General features: G+C 66.7%; 18 protein-coding genes. 8 read left to right on the forward strand and 10 right to left on the reverse strand.

What is annotated here, in order from left to right; genetic code table 11:
• Positions 1-4 precede the first annotated feature (4 nt).
• The 5 genes from HH302_RS12705 to pelG are packed head-to-tail and all read left to right on the forward strand — an operon-like array spanning position 5 to position 5,801.
• Positions 5-550 (forward strand): penicillin-binding protein activator LpoB, encoded by a 546-nt coding sequence (locus HH302_RS12705; RefSeq protein ID WP_172202518.1) that lies wholly within the window; start codon positions 5-7, stop codon positions 548-550.
• Positions 551-1,927 carry a PelD GGDEF domain-containing protein gene (locus tag HH302_RS12710; RefSeq protein ID WP_172202519.1) on the forward strand — a complete coding sequence of 459 codons (1,377 nt, stop codon included), beginning with the start codon at positions 551-553 and terminating at the stop codon, positions 1,925-1,927.
• Positions 1,887-2,885: a hypothetical protein gene (locus HH302_RS12715; RefSeq protein WP_172202520.1), complete on the forward strand. Its 999-nt coding sequence runs from the start codon at positions 1,887-1,889 to the stop codon at positions 2,883-2,885. The genes HH302_RS12710 and HH302_RS12715 overlap by 41 nt, the downstream gene beginning before the upstream one ends.
• Positions 2,882-4,429, forward strand: coding sequence for a GT4 family glycosyltransferase PelF (pelF, locus tag HH302_RS12720; RefSeq protein WP_172202521.1), 1,548 nt, complete (start codon positions 2,882-2,884; stop codon positions 4,427-4,429). Before HH302_RS12715 ends, pelF begins: the two co-directional genes overlap by 4 nt.
• A gap of 1 nt (position 4,430) precedes the next feature.
• Complete coding sequence (gene pelG, locus HH302_RS12725; RefSeq protein WP_172202522.1) at positions 4,431-5,801, forward strand: exopolysaccharide Pel transporter PelG; 1,371 nt, start codon at positions 4,431-4,433, stop codon at positions 5,799-5,801.
• Here the strand turns inward: pelG and HH302_RS12730 are convergent.
• The 3 genes from HH302_RS12730 to HH302_RS12740 form a co-directional block, all read right to left on the reverse strand.
• Positions 5,788-6,387: a GNAT family N-acetyltransferase gene (locus tag HH302_RS12730; RefSeq protein WP_172202523.1), complete on the reverse strand. Its 600-nt coding sequence runs from the start codon at positions 6,385-6,387 to the stop codon at positions 5,788-5,790. The two genes, pelG and HH302_RS12730, sit on opposite strands and share 14 nt — an antisense overlap.
• A gap of 158 nt (positions 6,388-6,545) precedes the next feature.
• On the reverse strand, positions 6,546-7,421 hold the full coding sequence (locus HH302_RS12735; RefSeq protein WP_172202524.1) for a lysophospholipid acyltransferase family protein: 876 nt from the start codon (positions 7,419-7,421) through the stop codon (positions 6,546-6,548).
• A 19-nt stretch (positions 7,422-7,440) separates the two neighbouring features.
• Positions 7,441-8,298: a lysophospholipid acyltransferase family protein gene (locus HH302_RS12740; protein ID WP_172202525.1), complete on the reverse strand. Its 858-nt coding sequence runs from the start codon at positions 8,296-8,298 to the stop codon at positions 7,441-7,443.
• A 203-nt stretch (positions 8,299-8,501) separates the two neighbouring features.
• Between HH302_RS12740 and metK the strand changes: the two genes are divergently transcribed.
• Both metK and HH302_RS12750 read left to right on the forward strand, forming a co-directional pair.
• Complete coding sequence (gene metK, locus HH302_RS12745) at positions 8,502-9,665, forward strand: methionine adenosyltransferase (protein WP_172202526.1); 1,164 nt, start codon at positions 8,502-8,504, stop codon at positions 9,663-9,665.
• Between the two features lie 190 nt (positions 9,666-9,855).
• Complete coding sequence (locus HH302_RS12750; protein WP_172202527.1) at positions 9,856-10,227, forward strand: hypothetical protein; 372 nt, start codon at positions 9,856-9,858, stop codon at positions 10,225-10,227.
• Positions 10,228-10,243: 16 nt separating this feature from the next.
• Here the strand turns inward: HH302_RS12750 and HH302_RS12755 are convergent, their stop codons facing one another.
• Positions 10,244-11,164, reverse strand: a complete 921-nt coding sequence (locus HH302_RS12755) for a LysR family transcriptional regulator (protein ID WP_172202528.1) — start codon at positions 11,162-11,164, stop codon at positions 10,244-10,246.
• Between the two features lie 143 nt (positions 11,165-11,307).
• On the opposite strand from HH302_RS12755, the gene metE reads away from it, so the two are divergent.
• Positions 11,308-13,611 carry a 5-methyltetrahydropteroyltriglutamate--homocysteine S-methyltransferase gene (gene metE / locus HH302_RS12760; RefSeq protein WP_172202529.1) on the forward strand — a complete coding sequence of 768 codons (2,304 nt, stop codon included), beginning with the start codon at positions 11,308-11,310 and terminating at the stop codon, positions 13,609-13,611.
• On the opposite strand, the gene HH302_RS12765 is transcribed toward metE, so the two are convergent.
• The 6 genes from HH302_RS12765 to HH302_RS12790 are packed head-to-tail and all read right to left on the reverse strand — an operon-like array spanning position 13,603 to position 18,413.
• Positions 13,603-14,574 carry a dipeptide ABC transporter ATP-binding protein gene (locus HH302_RS12765; RefSeq protein ID WP_172202530.1) on the reverse strand — a complete coding sequence of 324 codons (972 nt, stop codon included), beginning with the start codon at positions 14,572-14,574 and terminating at the stop codon, positions 13,603-13,605. The genes metE and HH302_RS12765 overlap by 9 nt on opposite strands.
• Positions 14,571-15,572 carry an oligopeptide/dipeptide ABC transporter ATP-binding protein gene (locus HH302_RS12770; RefSeq protein WP_172202531.1) on the reverse strand — a complete coding sequence of 334 codons (1,002 nt, stop codon included), beginning with the start codon at positions 15,570-15,572 and terminating at the stop codon, positions 14,571-14,573. The genes HH302_RS12765 and HH302_RS12770 overlap by 4 nt, the downstream gene beginning before the upstream one ends.
• Complete coding sequence (locus HH302_RS12775) at positions 15,559-16,062, reverse strand: GNAT family N-acetyltransferase (protein ID WP_172202532.1); 504 nt, start codon at positions 16,060-16,062, stop codon at positions 15,559-15,561. The genes HH302_RS12770 and HH302_RS12775 overlap by 14 nt, the downstream gene beginning before the upstream one ends.
• Complete coding sequence (locus tag HH302_RS12780; protein WP_172202533.1) at positions 16,043-16,540, reverse strand: GNAT family N-acetyltransferase; 498 nt, start codon at positions 16,538-16,540, stop codon at positions 16,043-16,045. Before HH302_RS12780 ends, HH302_RS12775 begins: the two co-directional genes overlap by 20 nt.
• The gene (locus HH302_RS12785; protein WP_172202534.1) at positions 16,537-17,406 is read right to left on the reverse strand and encodes an ABC transporter permease subunit; all 870 of its coding nucleotides are present in this window, start codon (positions 17,404-17,406) and stop codon (positions 16,537-16,539) included. Before HH302_RS12785 ends, HH302_RS12780 begins: the two co-directional genes overlap by 4 nt.
• The gene (locus tag HH302_RS12790; protein WP_172202535.1) at positions 17,403-18,413 is read right to left on the reverse strand and encodes an ABC transporter permease subunit; all 1,011 of its coding nucleotides are present in this window, start codon (positions 18,411-18,413) and stop codon (positions 17,403-17,405) included. The genes HH302_RS12785 and HH302_RS12790 overlap by 4 nt, the downstream gene beginning before the upstream one ends.
• Positions 18,414-18,415: the final 2 nt, after the last annotated feature.

Below are 18,415 nucleotides of genomic sequence, written 5' to 3' on the forward strand. Positions count from 1 at the left end.
TTACATGAGGGCTACAGGTTTGTTCGGCCACTTTGCGCGTGTCGTGGCCTTGGGCGCCGCGCTGCTCGCGTCCGGATGCGCCACCCTGGATAACGCGCCCCCGGCCAATTTCGCCCGCGATGCACGCTGGGCGGTGCTGCCCTTCGCCAACGCCACCGAAACCCCGCTCGCCGGTCAGCGCGCCGCCAGCCTGGCGGCGGCACTGATGCCCAGCCTTGGCGTGGCCGATGTGCGCAGCTATCCGGAACGCCTGGAGGACGACAGCCTGCTCGAACCGGGGCAGGGTGCATCACGCGACAAGGCGCTCGAATGGGCGCGCGGGCAGGAAGCGCGCTACGCACTGAGCGGCACGGTGCATGAGTGGCGTTACAAGGTCGGGGTGGATGGCGAGCCGGTGGTGGGCGTGTCGGTGCAGGTGATCGACGTCGCCGACGGGCGTGTCGTGTGGTCGTCGGTCGGCGCAAAGAGTGGCTGGAGCCGTGAGTCCCTTGCCGGCGTGGCGCAAAAGCTCATGCGCGATCTGATCTCGCCGGCCCTGCGCGCACGCTGAATGCCCTTGCGCCCGTTGTTCGGCAGGTTCCGCAGACTGCTCGCCCCCTACCGGGTCGGCTATTCGGCCGCCGTCGAGATTCTGCTGCTGCCCGGGGTGGCCGTAGCACTTGGGGTATGGCTGAACCCTGCCGACCCCTTCTTCGCGCGTGAAGAGTTTCCGTGGATCTGGCTCGCGCCACTGGTGCTGGCGCTGCGTTACGGCCCGATGGTCGGTCTGCTCGGTGCCGCCATGGTGTTCCTGCTGTGGTTCGGGCTGATTGGCTACGGCACGGGCTGGAGCGCGCTGCCGAAATCGTATTTCCTCGGTGGACTGATTACGGTGATGCTGGCCGCCGAGTTCTCGTCTGTTTGGCGCGGCCGGGTGCGCCGCGCGGAGTCGATGCAGGACTACCTCGACGAACGGCTCGACGGGCTCACGCGCAACCACTATCTGCTGCGCCTCTCGCACGACCGGCTGGAGCAGGAACTGCTGTCGCGCCCGGTGTCGATGCGCGATGCGCTGACCGGGCTGCGTGCGCTGGTCGGGCAGGCGCAAGCAGGGCAGGCGCTGCCGGCCGCGAGTGAATTCCTGCGCCTGACTGCCCAGTATTGTCAGGTGGACCGCGCAGCGCTGGTGCCGCTGCGAAATGGCAAGCCGAGCGCAGCGGAAGCGGTGTTTCTCGGCGAGGCATTCGAGGTCGTCGTCGACGATCCGCTGGTGCGGCACGCCGAGCGGGTGCGCGTGCTGGTGCACGTCGCGATCGAAAGCCTGCCGGAGCGGCTCGACAGCCGCTACATCGCGGTGGCGCCGGTCAGCGATGCGCGCGGCGAGGTGCATGCGCTGATGTTGGTGCACGCGATGCCCTTCTTCGCGCTGCAGGAGGAAACCCTGCAGATGCTCAACCTGATGCTGGGTTTCTACGGTGACGACCTGTCCAGCACCCAGCTGGTGAGCGAACTCACGCGCATCTGGCCGGATTGCCCGCAGCCCTTTGCGCTAGAACTGCAACGCCTGATCCGCCTGCGGGTCGAATCGGCGGTGCCGAGCATGCTGGTGGCGCTGAGCTTTGCGCCCAACCCGGATCAGAGCGATCTGCCCGAGGCGGTGGCGCGGCAGCGCCGCGCGCTCGATGTGTCGTGGCTGGTGCGCGGTGCGCTGGATCAGCCGAGTGCGCTGCTGGTGGTGATGCCGCTCGCGGGTAGCGAGGCGGTGGACGGCTACCTCGCGCGGCTGTCGCGCTGGATCGAGAACGATCGTGGTATCGGCCTCGATGCGGCGGGTATCCGCAGCCGCTCGTGGCGGATCGGCGATGCGGCTGCGAGCGAACTGCTCGCCCATGTGCTGGAGGCCTGCGATGTCGCAGATCAAGCTCGCGATCTACGCCGTTCTGCTTGAACTCGGCGCCTGGGCGCAGATGTTCGAGGCCGGGCGGCAAACGGATCTCGCGTTCATCGGCTTCATGCTGACCCATTCCGGTGCCAGCGCAGTGCTGGCAAGCCTCGCACTGCTGATGGTGCCGGCGGACTTTGCGCGACCACGCGTGGCGGTGTGGTTGTTGTTCTTCGCGCTGAGTGCCTGCATCCCGGTGCTCGGCTTCGTCGGCATCGGTGTTGGTCTGTTCGCGCTGCCGTTGATGCCCGCGCTGCGGGCCCGGCGGCGCTTCAACAAGGTTGCGTTGCCGGCGCTCGACCCGCATGAGCGGCGCGATGCCACCGCCTTCCGCCAGGCTGGCCTGCGCCAGTTTCTCAACAACGACCGTGCGCCGGTCGACCAACGCCTGAAGGCACTGGTGGCGCTGCAGAACGCGCCGGCGCAGTTCTCCAGCCCGGTGCTGCGCGACCTGCTGGGCGACTCAAGCGAGGACTTGCGTCTGCTTGCCTACGGCATGCTGGAAACCCGCGAAAAGAAGCTCAACGCACAGATCCAGACCGCACGCGCCGAATACCTCGCCGCTGCGGACGACGCCGGCGCGAGGCAACGCGCTGCACAGCAGCTGTCCACGCTTTACTGGGAACTCGTCTATCAGGGGCTGGTGCAGGGCGACCTGCGACGCCACGCTGCCGGCGAAGCCCTGCGTTACCTTGAAGAGGCGCTGAGCGAAACCGCCGACGCCGGCCTGCATCTGCGCCACGGCCATCTGCTGCATGAGCTCAAACGCGCCGATGAGGCCGAGGCCGCCTACCGGCGCGCCGCCGAGCTGGGCATTCCGCCGCCGCGCGTGGTGCCTTACCTGGCGGAGCTTGCCTTCGAGCGACATGACTACCGCGAAGTGATCCGGCTGCTCGGCGGCTTGCGCGACTTCCGCAGCGTTGCGCGCCTCGAGCCGCTACTGCGCTTCTGGGGGGCGGCATGAGCGAGCCGGTGTTCCCGAAGGCCGACTCCGCCGACGTTGCCTTGCTGCTTGAAGGCACCTTTCCGTTTGTGTCAGGCGGCGTGTCGAGCTGGGTGAACCAGATCATCCGGGCCTTCCCCGAGATCCGCTTCGCGATCGTGTTTCTCGGCAGCCGCCGCAGTGACTACGGCGCGCCGAAGTACGCGCTGCCCGACAACGTCGTGCACGTCGAGACGCACTTCATGCACGACGATCTGGTGCGTCACGGCATCGAGGTCAAGCCCAGCAAGGGTGACCCGGCCGCGTTCGCGCGGGTGATGATGCTGCATGAGACCTTCCGCCAGCATGGCGCGCGCGACCTGTCCGCGTTTGCCGCACTGGCGCCGGAGCTGGCGCCCGGCGGCTGTTTGCCGCTCGACGACTTCCTGCACTCGGAACAGGCCTGGGGCGTCATCACGTCGAGCTACCGCCGCTTCTGCACCGACCCGAGCTTCGTCGACTACTTCTGGACGGTGCGGATCATGCATCAGCCGCTGTGGATGCTGGCTCGCGTCGCCAAGGACCTGATCCCGGTGCGCGCACTGCATTCGGTGTCCACCGGCTATGCGGGCTTTCTCGGCGCCTTGCTCGCGCGCTCGCGCGGGCTGCCCTTGATCCTTTCCGAACACGGCATCTATACGAAGGAACGCAAGATCGACCTGTATCAGAGCGAGTGGATTCAGGACAACCGCAATGTGTTCCAGCGCGATCCGTCGGAGCTGTCGTACTTCCGCACGATGTGGATCCGCTTCTTCGAATGGCTCGGGCGGCTGTGCTACGACGCCGCCGACCCGATCATCGCGCTGTACGAAACGAACCGGCTACGCCAGATTACCGATGGCGCCGAACCCGCACGCACGCGCAACATCCCGAACGGTGTCGCGGTGAAGCGCATGGCGGCGCTGCGCGAGAAGCGTGCGCCCGGCGTGCCGCCAGTGCTGTGCCTGATCGGCCGCGTGGTACCGATCAAGGACATCAAGACCTTCATCCGCGCCATGCGTATCGTCGCCAACCGCCTGCCGGAAGTGCAGGGCTGGATCGCCGGCCCGGAGGACGAAGATCCGGGCTATGCGCAGGAATGCCGTGATCTGGTGGCGAGCCTCGGGCTGGAGGACAACCTCAAGTTCCTTGGCTTCCAGAAGATCGATGAGCTGATGCCCAAGATCGGCCTCGTGGTGTTGTCCTCCATCTCCGAAGCGCTGCCGCTGGTGATCCTCGAAGGCTACGCCGCCGGCGTGCCGACGCTGGCGACCGATGTCGGATCCTGCCGCCAGCTGGTGTACGGGCTGGACGAGGACGACCGTGCGCTGGGCGCGGCGGGCCGGGTGGTCGGCATTGCTGATCCGCAGGCCCTGGCCGAGGCGGCAATCGAACTGCTGCAGCCGGAGGCATGGCAGTCGGCCCAGGCGGCGGGCATCGCGCGGGTCGAGCGCTACTACACCGATGAGCTGATGTTCGGCCGCTATCGCGAGGTCTATCTCGAGGCGCTGGCGCGCAGCCCGGTCGCGCCGGGGGTGGCAAGCTGACATGGCGGGGATCGGATTCGAGCTGCGCAAGCTGCTGCGCAAGGACAATCTGCTCGGCATCCTGCAGGCCTATGCCTATGCGGGGGTGATCGGCTCCGGTCCGTGGGTGCTGTCCATCGTCGGCATCCTGATCGTCGGCATGCTGTCTCATGCCGTGGTGGTGCCGAACTTCCTCGTCACGCAGTTCCAGGTCTCGGTGACCTACCTGATCTCCGCGTCGCTGATCTTCACCGGCGCCTTGCAGCTTGCCTTCACCCGCTTCGTGTCGGATCGCCTGTTCGAGCACAAGGACACGCTGGTCTTCTCCAACCTCAACGGTATCTTGCTCTTGACGCTGATGGCCGCTGGCGCCGTCGGCATGCTGCTGGCGCTCACGCTGTTTTCGGGCCTCGCGGTGGTGTACCGCGTGCTGATGCTGGCGGGCTTCGCGCTGATGTGCGGTATCTGGATCGCGACGATTCTGCTCAGCGGGCTGAAGATGTACCGCCAGATCGTTGCGCTGTACGCCGTGGGCTACGGCATCGTGGTGGCGTCTGCACTGCTCGCGCGGCCGTGGGGGCTCAATGGCTTGCTGGCGGGTTTCGTCTTCGGCCAGTTCGTCATGCTGGTGGGCATGTGGATGCTCACCGCGTGGGACTTTCGCTCGCCGCAGCTGGTGTCGTTCGAGTTCGCACGGCGCGAGTCGCGCTACCCCTCGCTGATGTGGATCGGGCTGCTCTACAACGTTGGCGTGTGGGCGGACAAGTTCATGTTCTGGTTCTTCCCCGACACCTCCGACGTGATCATCGGCCCGCTGCGTGCGTCGGTGATCTACGACCTGCCGGTGTTCATGGCCTACCTGTTCATCATCCCCGGCATGGCGGTATTCCTGGTCCGCATCGAGACGGATTTCGTCGAGTACTACGACCGCTTCTACGAGGCGGTGCGCAGCGGCGGTTCGCTGGAGTACATCGAAACGATGCGCGACGAGATGCTCTACGCGATCCGGCAGGGGCTGCTCGAGATCGCCAAGATCCAGACGATTGCGGTGCTGGTTGCGCTGGTCGCCGGCCCTGCCGCGTTGCGCGCACTGGGCATCTCCGAGCTCTACCTGTCGCTGTTCTACATCCAGACGGTCGGCGCGAGCCTGCAGGTGGGCTTGCTGGCGCTACTCAACGTGTTCTTCTACCTCGACCAGCGTCGCATCATCCTGTGGCTGTGCGGCGTGTTCCTCGTCAGCAACCTTGCCCTCACCGCGCTCACGCTGCGCCTGGGTGCGCCTTACTACGGCTACGGTTACGCGTTGGCAACACTGATCGCGCTGGCGGCAGGCCTGGTGATGCTCGATCGCCGGCTCGATCGGCTCGAATACGAAACCTTCATGCTGCAGTGAGCGGTGTCGGCGCGCGTGGCCGGGCGCGCTGGCTGCGCCAATCCTCCGCCGTGATCGCGTAGCGCAGATGGTCGCGCCAGCGGCCGCCGATCTTAAGGTAGCGCGGCGAGAAGCCTTCGCGCCGAAAGCCGCCGCCTTCCACCAACGCGATCGATACGAGGTTGCCCGGCTGGATGTTGGCTTCGATGCGGTGCAGCTTGAGCGCGCTGAATGCGCACTTGAGCAGCAGCGGCAGCGCCGCGCGCGTCCAGCCGTGGCCGATGTAGGGCGCGAGCGCGTAGTAGCCGAGGTAGGCGTTGCAGAACGGGCCGTAGAAGATCTGGCTGAGGTTGAAGATCGCCGCTGGCGCGCCGGTTTTGCGATCGAACGCGACGAAGCTCTGAAAGTCCGCATCCGCACTGCGCGCCACCCAGCGGGTCAGCGCGGTTTCGCGGGTATCCACGCGTACCCAGGGGTGGTGCAGGCGCCGGCTGCGCTTGAGCGCAAGCAACAGCGCGGGCAGATCGTCCGGCAGCGGGGGGCGCAGGCTGATCCAGCGGTTGTGCGCCTGCGGCATGTCAGAATCGGGGCATGTCATCTCTGCCATGGATGCCTCTGCTGATGCTGTTGGCGGCGCTCGCGTGCGGGCTGGCTCGGCGCCGACGGCGCTGCGCTGGCGCTGGCGGTGTCGGCCGTTGCATTGGCCGGCAGCGCGGCGATTCCGCTCGCCATCCGGCGCCTCGTCGCGCGCGACACGCCAGCGGATCAGTAAAAGCCCGCTTCGCCTTCCGGGCGCGTCTTGAAGCGCTTGTGCACCCAGTAGTACTGCGCCGGCATGGTCAGTACATGACGCTCCAGCTCCTGGTTCATGCGCAGCGTGTCGGCGTATTCGTCGTCGCTGGGAAAATCCTGCCACGGTGCGCCGATGGTCAGCTCGTAGCCCTTGCCCCAAGGGAGCATGCGGATGATGCCGCTGAGCACTTGCGCACGCGCCATCCGGGCGATGCGCGGCAGCCCCGGCACGGTGGCCGCCTGTACGCCGAAGAAGGGCACGAAGATCGAATCGCGCGGCCCGAAGTCCTGGTCAGGCAGATAGAAGAAGCCATAGCCGCCTTCGCGCAGCTTCTTGATCACCGGCCGTACGCCCTCCTGGCGCGAGAACAGCACCTGCTGGCCGAAGCGGGTGCGGCCATGCAGCAGCCAGTGCTCCAGCACCTTGTTCTTCTGCGCCGAATAGATGCTGACCCAGTTCACTTCCGTCGCCAGCCGGGTGCCGGCGGCGTCCAGCGCGCAGAAATGAGGCACCAGCAGGATTGCGGGCGTACCGCTGTCGATCACGCCTTTGAGGTGTTCGAGGCCTTCCACGCGCACCAGTCGGCGGATGCGCTCGGCGGGCGCAAACCAAAGCACGCCACGTTCGAGAAAGCTGCGTGCGACGTACATGAAGTGTGCGCGGGCAAGCCGCGAACGCTCCACCTGCGACATCTGCGGAAAGCACAGCCGCAGGTTGGTCTGCACCACGCGTCGGCGTGGCACGACGAGCCAGTAGAGCAGCCATCCGAGTACGTTTCCGCACGCCGCCTGCAGCGGTAACGGCAGCCAATGGAACAGCCACAGGAAAGCGACGACGAGTCGGCTCATCGGTTGGTCCCCCGGTCCTTCATGTTTGGCTCGCCGGCGGGGTTACACCGGGCGGGCATTTGTAGCGGTTGTAGCCCCAAAGGTACTGCGCAGGGCATGTCAGGATCGTGCGTTCGAGGGCCGCGTTGAGCGCTGCCACGCGCACTTCGGCGGGGCCTTCCGGCAGTTCGATCGGCGCGCAGTCGAGCTCGAAGCCTCGACCCCAGGGTAGCCGGCGGGCGAAGGCAAGGAAGGCCGGCGCACCGTTGCTGCCGATGAAGCGCGCGGCCAGCGTCATGGTGTAGGCCGGCCGGCCGAAGAAGGGCGCCCAGATGCCTTCGCCTTCGCGTGGCACCTGATCGGGCAGGATGCCGATCGCCTCGCCGGCGCGCAGCGACTTGAGCAGCTGGCGCACCCCCGCCGCATCGGCAGGTACTGCGCGCATGCGGCCGCGGTTGCGCCCGGCGTCCATCAGGGGTGCGAGCACCGCCTTGCGTGGGCGGCGGAAGAGCACGGTGATCGGCGCGGCCACGGCGGCGAAGTACTGCGCCGAAATCTCGAAGCAACCCAGATGCGGGGTCACGAACACGATGCCGCGGCCGGCCGCCTGCGCGTCGAGCACCGCCTGCCAGCGCGCCGTGGTGCGCACCGCGCGGGCCAGCGTGGTCTGCGGGCGGATCCAGACCCATGCGGTCTCGAATGCGCCTTTGCCGGCCTCGATCGCGTTGGCGAGGCACTCGCCAAGGCGCGGAGGGCGACTCAGGGCCTGGGCGAGGTTGGCGGCGAGCGTGCGGCGGTAACGGCCGGATACGGCCCACACGAGCAGGCCGACGCCGGCACCGAGCCAGTGCAGCAATAAGAGCGGAAGATGGCCGAGCAGGCGGAAGAAGGTGTTCATTGCGGAAGGTGGGAACCCGGTCGGCGTTTGACCGGGCTTTCGGGCCCGATGGATAATAGCCGATCCGCCGAGTTAAACCGACAACTTGCAGGGCGGGCCGGGGCCTGTCGCAGGCTTCGAAAATTCTGCTAAAGCGTCGCCCGCTCGAAACCCCGGAGCCGGCCGCGACGGCAGCAACGGGGTTTTTTCATTTGGAGCGCGCCATGAGCCAAGACTTCCTCTTCACTTCCGAGTCCGTCTCGGAAGGCCACCCGGACAAGGTGGCCGACCAGATCTCGGACGCCATCCTCGACGCGATCTTCACGCAGGACCGCTATGCGCGCGTTGCCGCCGAGACGCTGTGCAACACCGGCCTCGTGGTGCTGGCCGGCGAGATCACGACGCACGCGAACGTCGACTACATCCAGGTCGCGCGCGACACGATCAAGCGCATCGGCTACGACAACACCGAGTACGGCATCGACTACAAGGGTTGTGCGGTGCTGGTGGCCTACGACAAGCAGAGCCCGGACATCGCACAGGGCGTGGACCATGCGTCGGACGACCACCTGAATACCGGTGCCGGCGACCAGGGCCTGATGTTCGGCTACGCCTGCGACGAAACGCCGCAACTGATGCCGGCGCCGATCTTCTACGCACACCGCCTGGTGCAGCGCCAGTCTGAGCTACGCAAGGATGGCCGCCTGCCCTGGCTGCGTCCGGATGCGAAGAGCCAGGTCACGTTCCGCTACGTGGATGGCAAGCCGCACTCGATCGACACCGTGGTGCTGTCCACCCAGCACTCGCCCGACATCACGCAGGAGATGATCCGCGAGGCAGTGATCGAGGACATCATCAAGGCGGTGATCCCGGCCGAGCTGCTGAAGGACACCAAGTACCTGGTCAACCCGACCGGCCGTTTCGTCATCGGCGGCCCGCAGGGCGATTGCGGCCTCACCGGTCGCAAGATCATCGTCGATACCTACGGCGGCGCTTGCCCGCACGGTGGTGGCGCCTTCTCGGGCAAGGATCCGACCAAGGTTGACCGCTCGGCCGCCTACGCGGCGCGTTACGTCGCGAAGAACATCGTTGCCGCCGGCCTGGCACGTCAGTGCCAGGTTCAGCTGTCGTACGCGATCGGCGTCGCCAAGCCGATCAACGTGACGGTCTACACCGAAGGCACCGGCGTGATTCCGGACGACCAGATCGCCAAGCTGGTGCAGGAGCATTTCGACCTGCGCCCGAAAGGCATCATCCAGATGCTGGATCTGCTGCGCCCGATCTACCAGAAGACCGCCGCCTACGGCCATTTCGGCCGCGACGAGCCGGAATTCACCTGGGAAGCGACCGACAAGGCCGAGGCGCTTCGCGCCGAAGCGGGCCGCTAAGCCAAACGCCCAGCTTGTACCGCACGAGGCGGGCTGTCGAGAGACAGTCCGCCTTTTTGCATTGCAGCAACACTGGTGTGCATTAGTTGACGTGGATTTGGGTGTGCACACCTAGGTCTGAAATGTTGCAGCGCATACACTGAAAGCCTGCTGGGTAGCTCGATCGTGCCCGTGCAGGAAGGAGGCGATCATGGATGTAGCGATGCCTGTCAGTGGTGTGCTGCTACCGCCTGGAAGACATCACGGGATTGCCCAGACAATCCTTGGCGGATTGGGTGGTCTGTTCGTGCAGGCAACCGATGGCGAACGGGTTACCGGGTTCAAGGAGATCGACGACCCGAAGGGGCACCTGATTCAGCTGACGCCGCAGCGCGTCGGCAAGCGCTGGCGCGTCGTCAGTGTGGGCGACCCACTGCTGCACGCTTGTGTGCTGCCTGGGGAACTGGTGCTCTTCGGCAGCCGCGAAGAGCTCACGGCGCGCATCAGTGACGAACTGCCGAATATGGATCTGGATCCGCTGACCGCAGCGGAGCTCGACGCCTTCTGCGCCAGCCCGGCCTGAGCCGGCCGGCGCGCCTTCAGCGCGCGTCGATCAATGCGATGCCGTCCAGCGTCGCGGCGCAGCGTTCGCGGATGATCGCGAGCATGTCCTGCGCAAACGGGCGCTGCATCAGCGGTGCCAGCGCGGTGGCGTGCAGCTCCGACCACAATCCGTTCGGCCCGATCGGTTTTGCGGTGACGTACTGGTAATCAACGTAGTTCTTCACGCCCCAGTTCGGTAGCGCGGCGATACCTCGCCGACTCGCCACCAACTGCATGATCGCCACCGTCAGCTCGGTGGTGCGGCGTTCCAAGTGTACGCCGGCCGGCTGCAAGACCTGGCGGATCAGATCGATGCGTTCTTCGGGCACCGGGTAGGTAATCAACGTCTCGCCGACGAAGTCCTCGGCGCTCAAACGGCGCTTGCTGCGCAGGCGATGGTCGTTCGGCAGCACCGCGAGAATCTCGAAGCGGAACAGCGGTGCGGTGACGCGGCCGCGTCGCGGTGTGGGCGCCGCGCCGATCACCAGATCCGCCTGGTCCGCATCGAGCAGGCCCATCGGGTCGGCATGGAAACCCGCCACCAGATCGACTTCCACTTCCGGCCAACGGCGCCGGAATTCATCCATCACGGGCATCAGCCAGTCGAAGCAGGTGTGGCACTCGAGCACGATGCGCAATTGTCCGCGCTGATCGTCGCGCAGGCGCATCAGATCGCGCTCCGCTTCGCCCACTGCAGCGATGGTCTCGCGCGCCAGCCGCAGCAGGCGCTCGCCAGCCGCGGTAAAGCGCAAGCCGCCCGGCGTGCGCTGGAACAAGGCCATGCCGAAGTGTGCCTCGACGTTGCGGATCTGATGCGACAGCGCGGATTGGGTCAGATGCACGCGCTCGGCGGCGCTGGCCAGCTTGCCGCTGTCGGCAATCGCAATCAGGGAACGCAGATGGCGGAGCTCCAGCATGGTGCTCTCCGTATGAATTGCATTCAAGTCTATCGGAAAAACTTGCGATTGATGAATGTGCGGCCGCGCCCGAGACTGCATGACCCAACACGACATTGATGCGCCCGACCGATTCCGGCGGGCACGCAGCCCGGAGGCTCCGCATGACAACGATTCACACCCTTGGATATCCGCGCATTGGCGCACAGCGCGAGCTCAAGTTCGCGCTTGAGGCCTGCTGGCGCGGCGAAACCGATGTTGCCGCGCTCGAAGCCTGTGGCGCCCGCCTGCGCGCGGCGAACTGGCAGCGCCAACAGAACGCGGGCCTCGCTCGCGTCACCGTCGGCGACTTCAGCTTCTATGACCCGATGCTGGACCACGCACGCATGTTCGGCGCCACGCCGGCCCGTTTCGGTGAGCTGGGCAACGGCCTCAACGCCGTGTTTGCGCTGGCCCGCGGCACGCCATCGCAGCCCGCGCTCGACATGACCAAGTGGTTCGACACCAACTACCACTACCTCGTACCCGAGATTGAGGCCGATACGCCCTTCCGGCTCGAAGCATCGGTGCTGCTGGCCGCAGTGCGCGAAGCGCAGGCCCTCGGCCATGCGCCCAAGCCGGTGCTGATCGGGCCGCTGAGTTTTCTCTACCTCTCGCGCAGCGCCACGCCGGGCCATGGGCTGCTGGCCCGCGCCGCGGAGCTGGCCGAGTGTTACGCGAGCCTCCTGGCGGAACTGGCAGGGCTCGGCGTCGAGTGGGTGCAGATCGACGAACCGATCCTCGGGCTGGAGTTGCCGGCCGACTGGCTGGCGGCCTTCGCGCCGGTGTACGCACACCTTGCCGCGCAGGGGCCCAAGCGCCTGCTCGCCACCTACTTCGACAGCGTCAGCGCGCATGCTGACGTGATCCTCAAGCTGCCGATCGACGGCTTGCACCTCGACCTCGTGCGCGCCCCTGCGCAGGTGCTGGCTTTCCTGCCGCGACTGCCGGCCCACTGGGTGCTCTCCGCCGGCATCGTCGATGGCCGCAACGTCTGGCGCTGCGATCTCGATGCCGCGCTCGCCGTCTTGCTGCCGCTGCATGCGCGCTTGGGCGATCGGTTGTGGCTGGCGCCGTCCTGCTCGCTGCTGCATGTGCCGCTCACGCTGCAGCAGGAAACGCGGTTCGATGCGGAGCTGCGCAACTGGCTTGCCTTCGCCGACGAGAAGCTTGCCGAGCTCGCCGTGCTTGCACGCGCGCTGGACCACGGCGCTGACGCGGTCGCGGCTGAACTGGCTGTAGCACGTGCGGCGTGCCAGTCGCGCCAGCATTCGCCGCGGGTTCAGGTCAACGCGGTGCGCGAGCGTGTCGCCGCAATCCGCCCGGAGATGGCCCGGCGCGCGAGCCCCTACGCCAGACGCGCGCCGGCGCAGCGCAAACGCTTCCAGCTGCCCTTGCTGCCGACCACGACGATCGGCTCATTCCCGCAGACGCCAGCGATCCGTGCGCTGCGGGCGGCCTGGAAGCGGCGCGAGCTGGGCGAACTGGCTTACCTCGGTGGCGTGCGCGAGGCGATCGCCGATGCGATTGCGCGGCAGGAGGCGCTGGGGTTCGATGTGCTCGTCCACGGCGAAGCCGAGCGCAACGACATGGTCGAGTTCTTCGCCGACAAGCTGTGCGGCTTTGCCTTCACCGAGCATGCCTGGGTGCAGAGCTACGGCTCGCGTTGCGTGAAGCCGCCGCTGATCTTCGGCGATGTGTGGCGGCCGGAAGCGATGACTGTCGACACCGCGCGCTACGCACAATCGCTGACCGCGAAGCCGGTGAAGGGCATGCTGACCGGCCCAGTGACGATGCTGCAATGGTCATTCGTACGCGACGATCTGCCGCGCGAGGCGGTGCTCAAACAACTTGCGCTGGCGATTCGCGCCGAGGTGCTGGATCTCGAGGCCGCCGGAATCGGCATCATCCAGATCGACGAGCCGGCCTTCCGCGAAGGACTGCCGCTGAAGGAAAGCGCTTGGCGTGCGGCACTGGCGGCTGCGGTGCAGGCCTTCGGCCTTGCGGCCGGCGGGGTTGCCGACGAGACGCAGATCCACACCCACATGTGCTACTCGGAATTCAACACCGTGTTGCCCGCGATTGCCGCGATGGATGCGGACGTAATCACGATCGAGACCTCGCGCTCCAACATGGCCTTGCTCGATGCCTTCGGCGAGTTCGAGTATCCGAACGAAATCGGGCCGGGTGTCTACGACATCCACTCCCCGCGCATACCGTCGGAGGCTGACATGCTGCATCTGCTCGAGCGAGCGTGTTCAGTCGTACCGATCGGGCGGCTGTGGGTCAACCCGGATTGCGGTCTGAAGACGCGCGGCTGGCCCGAAACCGAAGCCGCGCTCGCTGCAATGGTGCGCGCTGCACACGCGATGCGTGCGCGGCTCGCTGAGCACATCAGCGCGCCAGCGAGCGAGCCGGTCTCAGCCTGAGGCTTCGGCGAAATGGCAGGCCACGCGGTGGCCGCCAAGCTCGCGTAGCTGCGGTGCTTCGTCGCGGCAGCGCGCCTGCGCCAACGGGCAACGGCTGGCGTAGGCGCAGCCGCGCGGCGGCGCGAGGGGTGATGGCGGCTCGCCGCGCACGATCGCGCGTTCGCCACGTTCCGCCGGATCAAGTCGCGGCGTGGCGGCGAGCAGCGCGCGGGTGTAGGGGTGTAGCGCGGTGTCGAACACCGCTCGCGCCGGCCCTTGTTCGACGACGCGGCCGAGGTACATCACCATCACTTCATCGGCGATGTGTTCGACCACCGCGAGGTTGTGTGAGATGAACACGTAGGCGACGTTCGTCTCTGCCTGCAGATCCATCAGTAGGTTCAGCACCTGCGCCTGGATCGACACATCGAGCGCGGAAACCGGTTCGTCGGCCACCACCAGCTTGGGCTGCGTCATCAGCGCACGCGCTATCGCCACACGCTGCCGTTGGCCGCCCGAGAACATGTGCGGATAGCGCTCGTAGTGCTCAGGCCGAAGCCCGACGCGGGCCATCATTGCCCGTGCGCGGTCGGCACGTTCGGCCGCATCGAACGTGGTGTGTATCTTCAGCGGCTCTTCCAGGATGCTGCCGATGCGTTTGCGCGGATTGAGGCTCGCATAGGGGTTCTGGAACACCATCTGCACCATCGGCCGCAGTTGCCGCAGCGTGGCCTTAGAGGCAGTAGCAAGGTCGTGGCCGTCGAGCACCAGCGTGCCGGCGGTCGGCGTTTCGAGCATCGTGATCTGGCGCGCCAGCGTGCTCTTGCCACAGCCGGACTCACCGACCACCGCCAGCGTGTGGCCGGCCATGACGCCAAAACTCACGCCATCGAGCGCACGTACCACCGCCTTGGCGCGGAACAGCCCCTGCGGCACTTGGTAGTGCCGGCTCAGATCGCGCGCTTCAAACAGGATTTCGCTCATCGCGCCGCCTCGGCCGTGTGGCCTTGCGATGCGCCCTGAGCGTCGAGCGGGAAATGGCAGCGCACCGTGCCGACGCCGCTGGTGACGAGGGCAGGGCGTTCGGCGGCGCAGCGTGCTTCGGCAAATCGGCAGCGCGGCGCGAGCAGGCAGCCGGCGGGGCGGTCGAACTGCCCAGGCACCACGCCGGGCAAGCTCTGCAGGCGCTCGCCACCGCGGTTGTGTTCCGGCAGGGCTTCGAGCAGCGCGCGCGTGTAGGGATGCTGCGGCGCTGTGAAGATCGCGGGCACCGGGCCGGTCTCCATCACTTGCCCGGCGTACATCACCACCACCCGTTGTGCCACTTCCGAGACCACGGCAAGGTCGTGCGTGATCAGCAGCAATGCCATGCCGCGTTCGCGTTGCAGGCGCAGCAGCAGTTGCAGTACCTGGGCCTGCACCGTCACATCCAGCGCGGTCGTTGGCTCATCGGCGATCAGCAGGCGCGGGTTGCAGGCGATCGCCATGGCGATCATCACGCGCTGGCTCATGCCGCCGGAGAGCTGGTGCGGATACGCATCGAGGCGCTGCGCCGCATCGGGAATCTCGACTTGCTGCAGCAGTTCCAGCGCGCGGGCGCGCAGGCTGCGCCGCGAACCGCCTTCGTGGACCGCGAGCGTTTCAATGATCTGCTCGCCGACGGTGAAGCAGGGGTTCAGGCTGGTACTCGGGTCCTGGAACACCATCGCAATGTCGCGGCCCAGCAGGCGGCGGCGTTCGGCCGCACGCATCGCGAGCAGGTCGCGGCCGTCGAAGGCCAGTCGCTCGGCGCTGACACGGCCCGGCGCGTCGACCAGCCCCATCAGCGCGAGCGACGCGACGCTCTTGCCGGAGCCCGATTCGCCGACGAGGCCCACGACTTCACCGGCCTCCAGCGTCAGGTCAAGCCCGTCGACCGCGTGCAGCGGCTGACGCGTCGCGCCGAACGCCGCACGCAACTGGCGCACTTCAAGCAGTGCCATCGCTCGCCTCATCGTGCGCCGGCTGCAGCAACGGCCTCGCGAACACCAGCTGTGCCTTGGTCTCGACGAAGCCGCGCGATTTGTAGAAGGCATGGGCGCGGCCGCGCTTGATGTTCGATCGCACCCGAACTTCCGCCACCCCTTGGGTCCGCGCCCATCCCGCAATCGCCTCCACCAGCTTGCTGCCGACACCTTGCCCCCGCGCGGCCTCACCGACGACGAGCCCGCCGATCTCAACGAAGGCATCGCTCTCGACGAACTGGCACACGAAGGCGTGCCCCCAACCAAGGATCGCGTCGCCGCGGGTTGCCACGAATGCGGCATGGTCTTCGCGATCAAGAATTGCAGCGAGGCGCGCGATCATGCGGGCGGTCTCAGTCGGATAGCCCAGCTCGCCGGAGAGTGCAGAGACCGCCGGTGCATCAAGCAGCACCATGCGGCGGAGACGGATGCGCTCGGCTTGTGGCACGTCAGTCGTCGCCATGCTCATCAACGTGTTCCATGTTCAAAGGGTTGGGGCGGGACGAAGCCGCTGCGGTCTTCTCGAACGTGTAGCCCGTCTTCATGTTCTGCCACCCATTGCGTTCGTAGAAGCGATGGGCATCGACGCGGGTTGTATTGGAGCGCAACAGCATGCGCGGCTTGCCCCGCGCCGTCGCCCAGTGTTCCGCGGCGTCGAGTAAGCGCGTTCCGACGCCATGCCCGCGGGCACTATCGGAAACGATCAGCGCAGTGACCTCGATGTAGCCGTTGCTTGCCAGAAGTGCGACGTCCTGCGCATGCAGCGCACCGACCACGCGACCGCTCGCACCCAACGCGACCAGTACTTGGTTCGAATTGTCTGCGTGCAGCTTGCGGATGCGCGATGTCACGGTGCCGCTGTCGGTCGGGTAGCCAAGTTCACCAAGCAGTTCTGCAAGTGCAGCGGCATCGCTTGGCGAAGCTGGGCGAATCTGCACGCCGCTCATCGTTTCAGCTTCGGGTCGAGCGCGTCGCGCAACCCGTCTCCCATCAGGTTGAAGGCCAGCACTGCGACGAAGATCGCGATGCCGGGCAGGGTGACGACCCACCATGCGGACTGGATGAACTCCATCGCGCCGGCGAGCATCGCGCCCCATTCGGAGGCTGGCGGCTGCGCGCCGAGGCCGAGGAAGCCGAGTGCTGCGGCGTCGAGGATCGCGGTCGAGAAACCCAGCGTCGCCTGCACGATCAGCGGCGCAAGGCAGTTCGGCAGCACCGTGATGAACATCAGCCGCAGCGTGCCGGCGCCCGCGATGCGCGAGGCCTGCACGTATTCCTTGTCGCGTTCGCTCACCACCGCGGCGCGCGTGAGGCGAACGTAGTGTGGCAGCAGCACGATGGCGATGGCGTACATCGCGTTGATGAGGCCTGGCCCCAGTACCGCGACGACCGCGACGGCGAGCAGCAGTGAGGGGAGCGCCAGCAGGATGTCCATCAGCCGCATCACCGCGGTACCGACCCAGCCGCGCGAGAAGCCTGCGACGAGGCCCAGCAGGATGCCGAAACCGAGCGACAGCGACACCGACACGAGGCCGATACCGAGCGACAGGCGCGCCCCGAAGATCAGGCGTGAGAGCAGATCGCGGCCGACCGGGTCGGTGCCGAGCAGGAACTCGGCTCGCCCGCCCTCGGCCCATGCGGGCGGCGTGAGGATCGCGTCGCGGTATTGCTCAATTGGCGAGTGTGGCGTCAGCACTTCGGCGAACAGTGCGCAGAACACCAGCGCGAGCACGACGACGAGGCCGCCCACGGCGCCGGGGTTGCGCGCGAAGTCGCGCCAGAGTTCAAGAAGCGGATGCGTCGGGCGATTCATCGCGGATGCCTGATGCGCGGGTTGATCACGCCGTAGAGCAGGTCGACGACGAGGTTCACGACGATCACCAGGGTGGCCGTGAGCAGGATGCCGCCTTGCACCACCGGGTAGTCGCGGCGGTGGATGGCTTCGATCAGCCACTTGCCGATGCCCGGCCAGGCGAAGATGGTTTCGGTCAGCACGGCGCCGCCCATCAGCACGCCGACCTGCAGACCCAGCACCGTGACGACCGGGATCAGTGCGTTGCGCAGCGCATGCTTTACGACCACCCTGAGGGGCGAGAGCCCCTTCGCACGCGCCGCGCGAATGTAGTCTTCGCGCAGAACCTCCAGCATCGCGCTGCGTGTCATGCGCGCGAGCGTGGCGAGCGGGATCGTGCCGAGCGCGATGGTCGGCAGGATCAGGTGCGAGGCAGCTGAGCGGAACGCTCCTTCCTCGCCCGAGAGCCACGCGTCGATCAGCATCAGCCCGGTGACCTTGGGTGGATCGAACAGGATGTCGAGGCGGCCGGACACCGGCGTCCAGCCCAGATGCACCGAGAAGAACAGGATCAGCAGCAGCGCCCACCAGAAGATCGGCATCGAGTAACCGGCCAGCGACACCCCCATCACGCCATAGTCCACCGGCGTGTTGCGCTTCACCGCGGCGAGCATGCCGGCCGGGATGCCGATCAGCATCGCGAACAGGATCGCGCATAACGCCAGTTCGAAGGTGGCGGGGAAACGATCGAGGAACTCTCGCAACACCGGCTCATGGCTGACGATCGAGAACCCGAGATCACCGTGCAACGCACGCCATACGAATTCGCCGTACTGCACCGGCAGCGGCCGATCCAGCCCGAACTCATGCATCAGCCGCGCATAGCGCTCCGGCTCCATGCCGCGCTCGCCCGACAGCGCCTCGACCGGATCGCCGGGGATCATGCGGATCAGTGAGAAGACAAGCAGCGTGATCCCGAGGAAGGTCGGGATCACGACGGCGAGGCGTTTGAACAGGAAGGCGAGCATCG

The sequence above is a fragment of the Niveibacterium sp. COAC-50 genome, from assembly GCF_013184235.1.
Lineage (GTDB): Bacteria > Pseudomonadota > Gammaproteobacteria > Burkholderiales > Rhodocyclaceae > Niveibacterium > Niveibacterium microcysteis.

Bases quoted from the DNA above. Each gene is read 5' to 3' on its own strand.
- HH302_RS12705 (WP_172202518.1), top strand. From the start codon at position 5: ATGAGGGCTACAGGTTTGTTCGGCCACTTTGCGCGTGTCGTGGCCTTG.
- HH302_RS12710 (WP_172202519.1), top strand. From the start codon at position 551: ATGCCCTTGCGCCCGTTGTTCGGCAGGTTCCGCAGACTGCTCGCCCCC.
- HH302_RS12715 (WP_172202520.1), top strand. From the start codon at position 1,887: ATGTCGCAGATCAAGCTCGCGATCTACGCCGTTCTGCTTGAACTCGGC.
- pelF (WP_172202521.1), top strand. From the start codon at position 2,882: ATGAGCGAGCCGGTGTTCCCGAAGGCCGACTCCGCCGACGTTGCCTTG.
- pelG (WP_172202522.1), top strand. From the start codon at position 4,431: ATGGCGGGGATCGGATTCGAGCTGCGCAAGCTGCTGCGCAAGGACAAT.
- HH302_RS12730 (WP_172202523.1), bottom strand. From the start codon at position 6,387: ATGGCAGAGATGACATGCCCCGATTCTGACATGCCGCAGGCGCACAAC.
- HH302_RS12735 (WP_172202524.1), bottom strand. From the start codon at position 7,421: ATGAGCCGACTCGTCGTCGCTTTCCTGTGGCTGTTCCATTGGCTGCCG.
- HH302_RS12740 (WP_172202525.1), bottom strand. From the start codon at position 8,298: ATGAACACCTTCTTCCGCCTGCTCGGCCATCTTCCGCTCTTATTGCTG.
- metK (WP_172202526.1), top strand. From the start codon at position 8,502: ATGAGCCAAGACTTCCTCTTCACTTCCGAGTCCGTCTCGGAAGGCCAC.
- HH302_RS12750 (WP_172202527.1), top strand. From the start codon at position 9,856: ATGGATGTAGCGATGCCTGTCAGTGGTGTGCTGCTACCGCCTGGAAGA.
- HH302_RS12755 (WP_172202528.1), bottom strand. From the start codon at position 11,164: ATGCTGGAGCTCCGCCATCTGCGTTCCCTGATTGCGATTGCCGACAGC.
- metE (WP_172202529.1), top strand. From the start codon at position 11,308: ATGACAACGATTCACACCCTTGGATATCCGCGCATTGGCGCACAGCGC.
- HH302_RS12765 (WP_172202530.1), bottom strand. From the start codon at position 14,574: ATGAGCGAAATCCTGTTTGAAGCGCGCGATCTGAGCCGGCACTACCAA.
- HH302_RS12770 (WP_172202531.1), bottom strand. From the start codon at position 15,572: ATGGCACTGCTTGAAGTGCGCCAGTTGCGTGCGGCGTTCGGCGCGACG.
- HH302_RS12775 (WP_172202532.1), bottom strand. From the start codon at position 16,062: ATGAGCATGGCGACGACTGACGTGCCACAAGCCGAGCGCATCCGTCTC.
- HH302_RS12780 (WP_172202533.1), bottom strand. From the start codon at position 16,540: ATGAGCGGCGTGCAGATTCGCCCAGCTTCGCCAAGCGATGCCGCTGCA.
- HH302_RS12785 (WP_172202534.1), bottom strand. From the start codon at position 17,406: ATGAATCGCCCGACGCATCCGCTTCTTGAACTCTGGCGCGACTTCGCG.
- HH302_RS12790 (WP_172202535.1), bottom strand. From the start codon at position 18,413: ATGCTCGCCTTCCTGTTCAAACGCCTCGCCGTCGTGATCCCGACCTTC.